Source organism: Parapedobacter lycopersici (assembly GCF_040395035.1).
In the GTDB taxonomy this organism is placed as follows: Bacteria; Bacteroidota; Bacteroidia; order Sphingobacteriales; family Sphingobacteriaceae; genus Parapedobacter; species Parapedobacter lycopersici_A.
The window spans coordinates 208,306-215,374 of the sequence record NZ_JBEBRB010000001.1 but is presented as its reverse complement, the minus strand read 5'-3'; the positions used below and the strand labels follow the sequence as shown (position 1 = coordinate 215,374).

Below are 7,069 nucleotides of genomic sequence, written 5' to 3'. Positions count from 1 at the left end.
TGTTGACCCGAATCGGATACGAGCCTAAAATCACGTTGCAGGATGTCGTAAAAGCGGGAAAAAAACTGGATCAGCACCGTTTGGTTGCTAAAATTGCAGTTGCTGGCTTCTGCTTCGGAAATTCGATGATGCTCAGTTTTCCGGAATATTTCGGAATGGCATCCTTTGAAGTCAAGTACGCGGTTTTTTTTGGATGGATGAATCTGGCATTTTGCCTGCCAGTACTGCTGTACAGTGCCCGGGGATACTTCCGGTCGGCCTGGCAGAGCCTACGGCAGCGACAGCTCAATCTCGATGTACCGCTGGCCCTTGGAATTGCCGTGCTGTTCATCCGGACGGCTTCGGAAGTGCTGAGTGGCAGCGGTCCCGGATTCGCAGATACACTATGCGGACTGGTCTTTTTTATTCTGGTGGGCCGTTGGGTGCAGGCGCGTACGTATCACCACATTTCATTTGAACGCGATTACCGTTCATATTTCCCGGTAGCCGTTACCCGTATAACCGATCAGACCGAACGGCCGGTACCCATTGCCGATTTACAGGTGGGCGACCGGATTCTGATCCGTAATAACGAAATTATTCCAGCGGATGCGATTCTGCTTAAAGGACATGCTGCATTGGACTTCAGTTTTGTTACCGGAGAATCTGAGCCCGTCCAGAAAACACAGGGCGACGTGATTTATGCCGGCGGCCGACAGACTGCGGATGCCATTGAGCTCGAAATAACCAAGCCGGTATCGCAAAGCTATTTGACACGGTTGTGGAATAATAGCGGTGATGTGACGGAAAAGGAGTTTCACACCTTTAGCAATACCGTAAGCCGGTATTTTACACCTGTTTTAATCATGATTGCAGTGATAGCCGCTGCGTTTTGGCTGCACCAGGGAGACAGTGGCCGGGCCTGGGGAGCCTTTACGGCTGTCCTCATTATTGCATGCCCCTGTGCGCTGGCGTTAAGCAGTCCATTTACACTTTCCGCTGCACTGAGCATTTTTGATAAAAATAGATACTATGTAAAAAATACCGCTATGATTGAGCGGATGGCTGCTGTCGATACCCTCGTTTTTGACAAAACGGGCACGATTTCGTCGCCGGTAGCTGCAGCGATGCAGTTTAATGGGGAGCTGACCACGGATGAGCGGGGCATGGTGGCATCGGTTTGCCGTAACTCCGTACACCCGCTGAGCCGTGAGATTGTAAAGTGGCTGTGCGCTATTGAGTTTAAGCCGGTTTCGGCCTACAGCGAGCTGGCCGGGAAAGGGATGACGGCACGACTCGGCGGTGACTCACTCCGCCTCGGCAGTGCCGATTTTGTTGGGGCGCCGCTACGGCCGGATACGGTAACAGGCAGTCAGGTCTTTGTCGCCATTAATGGTGTTGTGAAAGGTTTCTTCAGTGTCGATCAGCCCTGGCGGGAGGGGCTTGCCGATATGCTGACCGAATTCCAGCCGGATTATTCGTTGCATCTGGTTTCGGGAGACCGTGACCGGAGTCTGCCGGTACTCCAGCGGCTTTTTCCCCCCGGTGCTACACTGCTATTTAACCAGATGCCCGATGAAAAACGAAATTACATCCAGCAGCTGCAGCAGCGAACCAAACAGGTTTGCATGCTGGGCGACGGGTTGAACGATGCGGGGGCACTTAAACAGGCAGATTTCGGTATCGCGGTAAGTGACGATATTAATAATTTCTCACCGGGTTGCGATGCCATACTTGATGGCCGTTCGTTTGTTAAGTTGCCGTTGTTTTTCCGGTTTGCCAAAGATGCGGTCAGGGTCATTCACTGCAGCTTTGGCATTTCGCTCAGTTATAATGTAATTGGTCTCAGCTTTGCCGTGCTGGGTACCATGTCGCCGCTATTTGCGGCTATCCTGATGCCGTTGAGCACAGTAACCATCATTGGATTCACCACGATTGCGACACACTGCTATGCAGTTAAGCGTCAATTAAACCGATCTGTTTTATGAGTGCTATTTTCTTTCTCATCGGTTGCAGCGTATTTATCGCACTGATTTTTTTGGCGGCTTTCTTCTGGGCAAATAAGACCGGTCAGCATGAAGATACGTATACGCCATCAGTAAGAATATTGTTTGACGACGAAGTAGCTCAGGATACGGACTGCGGACCAAACAGCGAACGCAGGCAATCAGCACCGACCGGCAGCCCCGGAGCAAACACGTAGCCGAGGGCAGGACAATTGCGGTGTGTCTGTTTATCACGGCAGGTGTTGTCCGTTGCCGGCCGTTTGCGCGGTGCGTATTTCACTGTTTCTTCCTGAATACGCTGATAATCGCCGATAACTGCAGGTACACAAGAAGCAATTTTGAACCCCAAATTGTGATCACGATTACTTTTAAAGCCAATCAATGTCACTCGCCCACCCCGGCCGTAACGGTAGTTTTACCGCCGTAAAACAAATACAGCAATGCAGCTAACTAAATTTAATTACGACAACAAAATCGTCAGGGATTTTGGCATCGCCACTATTGTTTGGGGCATAGTGGGCATGACCGTGGGCCTATTGGTTGCCGTACAACTCGTTTGGCCGTTTATGAATTTCAACCTTCAGTACACGACCTTCGGAAGAGTACGGCCATTGCATACTAACGCGGTCATTTTCGCTTTCGTGGGTAACGCGATATTTATGGGAGCTTATTATTCACTGCAACGCCTTCTTAAGGCCCGTATGTACAGTGATTTGCTGAGCAGGGTACACTTCTGGGGATGGCAGCTCATCATTCTGGCAGCGGCCATTACCCTGCCGCTTGGCATCACAACCTCCCATGAATATGCCGAACTGGAACTGCCGATCGATATTGGCATTACCATTATCTGGGTTGTGTTTGGTATTAATATGTTCGGTACCATCATTAAACGGCGGGAGCGGCACATGTATGTGGCCATCTGGTTTTACATTGCCACGTTTGTCACGGTAGCAGTGTTGCATATTGTCAACTCGGTACAGCTGCCGGTTTCCATGTGGAAGAGTTACTACCTATATGCGGGTGTACAGGACGCCCTGGTACAGTGGTGGTACGGTCACAATGCGGTGGCGTTTTTCCTCACCACACCCTACCTGGGTATGATGTATTATTTCTTGCCCAAAATGGCCAATCGGCCTATTTACTCCTATAAGCTGAGTATCCTCCACTTCTGGTCACTGATCTTCATTTATATCTGGGCCGGACCGCACCACTTGCTGTACACATCGTTACCTGGATGGGTGCAATCGCTCGGTGTAGCATTTTCCATTATGCTTATTGCGCCAAGTTGGGGAGGCATGATCAATGGGCTGCTTACCCTGCGCGGTGCATGGGATAAGGTGCGTACCGAACCCATCCTTAAATTCATGGTGGTGGCGCTTACTGCATACGGCATGGCTACGTTCGAAGGCCCGATGCTTTCGTTGAAACAGGTGAACGCGATCGCGCACTTCACCGACTGGATTGTAGCGCATGTGCATGTGGGTGCATTGGGGTGGAATGGGTTTATGACATTCGCCATCCTCTACTGGCTGATCCCCCGGATCTACAAAACCGAGCTGTACTCCAAGAAACTTGCTTCGGTCCATTTCTGGATCGGCACATTGGGCATCCTCTTTTATGCGATTCCGATGTACTGGGCAGCCGTGGTACAGGGCCTCATGTGGAAAGAGTTTACACCGGAAGGGGTGTTAAAGTATCCTAATTTCCTGGCGACAACACTTCAGATTATTCCGATGCATATGCTGCGGGCCATTGGCGGCGCATTATACCTGAGCGGTGCCATTTTAATGACATATAACCTGGTAAAAACGATGAAACAAGGCCGGTTGCTGGCCAATGAACCTGCGGAGGCTCCTGAATTAGCGCCGGTACTGGTCAACGAACGGTCCAGGCATCGCCGGCTGGAACGCAAACCGGTGTTATTTATGGTTCTTGCGCTGATCGTGATCCTAATCGGTGGGATGGTGCAGATGATGCCCACCTTCATGATCTCATCCAACGTGCCTACTATTACCAGTGTACAGCCCTATACGGCGCTGGAATTGCAGGGGCGCGACCTGTATATCCGTGAAGGGTGCGTCAACTGCCATACACAGACGGTACGTCCCTTCCGTTCGGAAACTGCTCGTTACGGCGAATACAGTAAGGCGGGTGAGTTTGTGTATGACCACCCCTTCCTCTGGGGGTCTAAGCGTACGGGGCCGGACCTGCACCGCATCGGAATGAAATATCCGAATAAATGGCATTTCGACCACCTGCTTGATCCGACGATTACTTCGCCGGGAAGCATTATGCCGGCCTACCCCTGGCTGATCGAGCAAACACTGGATATCAGTACCACGGCTGCCAAACTCAATGCGATGCGTCTGTTGGGGGTGCCCTATTCAGATGAATACGTCAGCGCGGCGCTCGACGATCTGAAAAGGCAGGCCCAGGCAATTGCAGACGACCTGGCGGAAAACGACGTGCAGATTCGCCCGGATACTGAAATTGTCGCCATGATAGCCTATTTACAGCGACTGGGTACCGATATCAAAGCACAGGAAGCACCAATGGCTTCCATGGAGTGACGGGCAGCAGCTATTAACAAAAAAACGAGATTATGTTTAAGCAAATAACGGATTTAAACGGAAACGAATGGTACTTGATCGCTTCACTCTGGATTTTCCTCCTTTTTTTCATTGTCGTTGGCCTGATGCTGTTCCGCATGCGGAAAGATTACATTGACTATATGAAGGATATGCCTATTGATGACGACGAACAGGATATGTCTAAACTAAACAAACAGGAATAATCCATGAAAACGATGATATTCATGCAAATTGCCGTCGCGTCGGATGCCGCGGAAACCGTATCCCGCACGTTCAGCAGTGGAAACAGCAGCAATGATTTACTCATGATTGCACTGGTTGTGGTTATGGTCGTTATCCTGGTCGCTGCCGCAGTCGTGCTTAAGGCCATGCAGACGATGATCAAGATGACCATGCCGCAATTGCTGGAAGACGAAAAGGCAGCCGTGTCAGCGGCAAGGGCCGATCGCAGGACACGCCGTATAACCCGGTGGAATAAGCTGATGGGACTGCGGCCGATTGCCGAAGAGGAGGAGCTGGTTATCGACCATGCGTATGACGACATTAAGGAACTCGATAACCCCGTGCCTGCTTGGTTTAACGCGCTTTTCTATGGATCTATGGCTTTTGCCGTTATTTACCTATGCGTGTATCATGTCTTCGGCTGGGGCCTTAACCAGGATCAGGAGTATGAGCGGGAGATGGCGCTCGCTGAAGTGGCCCGCCAGGAATGGCTCGCGCAGTCGGCTAATAATGTCGATGAAAATAATGTGGAGCTGAATGGGTCACCTGAGGTGCTTGCTTCCGGTCAGGCGATCTTTACCCAGAACTGTGCAGCGTGCCACGGTGGTTCCGGGGAGGGCGGGATAGGCCCTAACCTGACTGATGAGTACTGGCTGCATGGAGGAGACATTAAATCGATATTCAAAGTTGTCAAATATGGGGTGCTCGACAAGGGTATGGTGCCCTGGGAACAGAACCTTACTCCCGGACAGATTGCAGAAGTAAGCAATTATATCCTTTCCTTACAGGGAACGAACCCCCCGAATGCGAAAGCACCGCAGGGGCAGCTGGAGGAAGTGGAAACAACACCGGCTGGCGGGGAAGAAACGGCAATTTAAGCGAATCGTATGGGAGTAACTACCATTCCGGGAACAAAATCCAAAAGGCAGTGGATTTATGCCAAAAAACCAGGTGGTAAACTGTTTAACTACCGTCAATGGTTTGGTTATACCCTGCTCTTTTTCCTTTTTGCAGCACCGTTTATCAAGGTCAACGGAGAGCCATTCCTGATGTTCAACATTATTGATCGCAAATTCGTGCTGTTTGGCAGTGTATTCTGGCCGCAGGATCTGCACATATTCGTATTCGGTATGTTAATCGCCATGGTATGTGTCGTATTGTTTACCGTGGTATATGGCCGCGTATGGTGTGGCTGGGCATGTCCACAGACGATTTTTATGGAGTTGGTATTCCGCCGGATCGAATATTGGATTGAAGGTGACTGGCAGCAGCAACGTAAACTGAACGAAAGACCCAATACGCTGCAAAAACGACTGAAAAAGGGACTTAAACATACTATTTTCTTCGGTATATCGTTTTTGATATCCAATATTTTTCTGGCCTATATTATTGGAGTCGATGCCCTGTGGACAATCATGACCGACCCCGTAAGCCAGCACCTGGGCGGGCTCACCGCCATCTTGTTGTTTACGCTGGTTTTTTATGGTGTATTCGCGTATGTGCGTGAAATCGTATGTACTACGATCTGTCCATACGGAAGGTTACAGGGCGTGCTGCTGGATGACCAGAGTATTACCATTGCTTATGATGTTAACCGAGGGGAACCCCGTGGACACCGGAAAAAGGGCGCGGAACGTGAACAGGGCGACTGCGTAGACTGTAACCTCTGTGTACAAGTATGTCCAACCGGCATCGATATCCGTAACGGTATCCAGATGGAATGCGTTAATTGTACCGCTTGTATCGACGCCTGCGATGCCGTGATGGAAAAGCTGGATAGGCCCAAGCGGCTTATTGGATTCTATTCCGCCATGGAACTCAGCGGTTCAAAAAAGAAAGGCAATACCCGGGCGATTGCCTATACCCTGGTGCTGTCGTTTTTGCTGATTGTATTTGGGTGGCTTATCTTTAGCCGTACCGCCATAGACGGCATATTGCTTCGGGCCAAGGGGAGCAGCTACCAGAAACATCCCGATGGCACCATCAGCAACCTTTATAATGTAGAGCTGATTAACAAGACTAACGGTGACCTGCCCGTCCAACTGGTGCCCGAAAGCCAACGCTTTGCCATTAAAACAATCAATCACATTGATACCCTGAAACGGGGCGCCGCCGCGCAGGTGAGTTTTTTCCTGATTAGCGACCAGCAGGCAATACAAACCTACAAAACCAACGTAAGGATCAATGTGGAAGTAAATGGGAAAATTGTGGAGACGCTGAAAACCACTTTTGTGGCGCCGCCCGGTGGGGCAAGCTGGACACCACAGTAAC

Annotated in this window: 6 protein-coding genes; all 6 read left to right on the top strand. The window is 50.4% G+C overall.

Annotated elements, in window-relative coordinates; genetic code table 11:
* On the top strand, positions 1 to 1,967 hold a 1,967-nt coding region (locus ABWO75_RS01050), incomplete at its 5' end, for a heavy metal translocating P-type ATPase (protein WP_353181656.1).
* Positions 1,964 to 2,182, top strand: coding sequence for a cbb3-type cytochrome oxidase assembly protein CcoS (gene ccoS, locus ABWO75_RS01045; protein WP_353181654.1), 219 nt, complete (start codon positions 1,964 to 1,966; stop codon positions 2,180 to 2,182). The genes ABWO75_RS01050 and ccoS, both read left to right, overlap by 4 nt.
* 243 nt (positions 2,183 to 2,425) lie before the next feature.
* Positions 2,426 to 4,555, top strand: coding sequence for a cytochrome-c oxidase, cbb3-type subunit I (gene ccoN, locus ABWO75_RS01040; protein ID WP_353181652.1), 2,130 nt, complete (start codon positions 2,426 to 2,428; stop codon positions 4,553 to 4,555).
* Between the two features lie 32 nt (positions 4,556 to 4,587).
* Complete coding sequence (locus ABWO75_RS01035; protein WP_257657509.1) at positions 4,588 to 4,779, top strand: hypothetical protein; 192 nt, start codon at positions 4,588 to 4,590, stop codon at positions 4,777 to 4,779.
* Between the two features lie 3 nt (positions 4,780 to 4,782).
* Positions 4,783 to 5,676: a cbb3-type cytochrome c oxidase N-terminal domain-containing protein gene (locus ABWO75_RS01030; protein WP_353181650.1), complete on the top strand. Its 894-nt coding sequence runs from the start codon at positions 4,783 to 4,785 to the stop codon at positions 5,674 to 5,676.
* A gap of 9 nt (positions 5,677 to 5,685) precedes the next feature.
* Positions 5,686 to 7,068: a cytochrome c oxidase accessory protein CcoG gene (gene ccoG, locus ABWO75_RS01025; RefSeq protein WP_353181648.1), complete on the top strand. Its 1,383-nt coding sequence runs from the start codon at positions 5,686 to 5,688 to the stop codon at positions 7,066 to 7,068.
* Position 7,069: the final 1 nt, after the last annotated feature.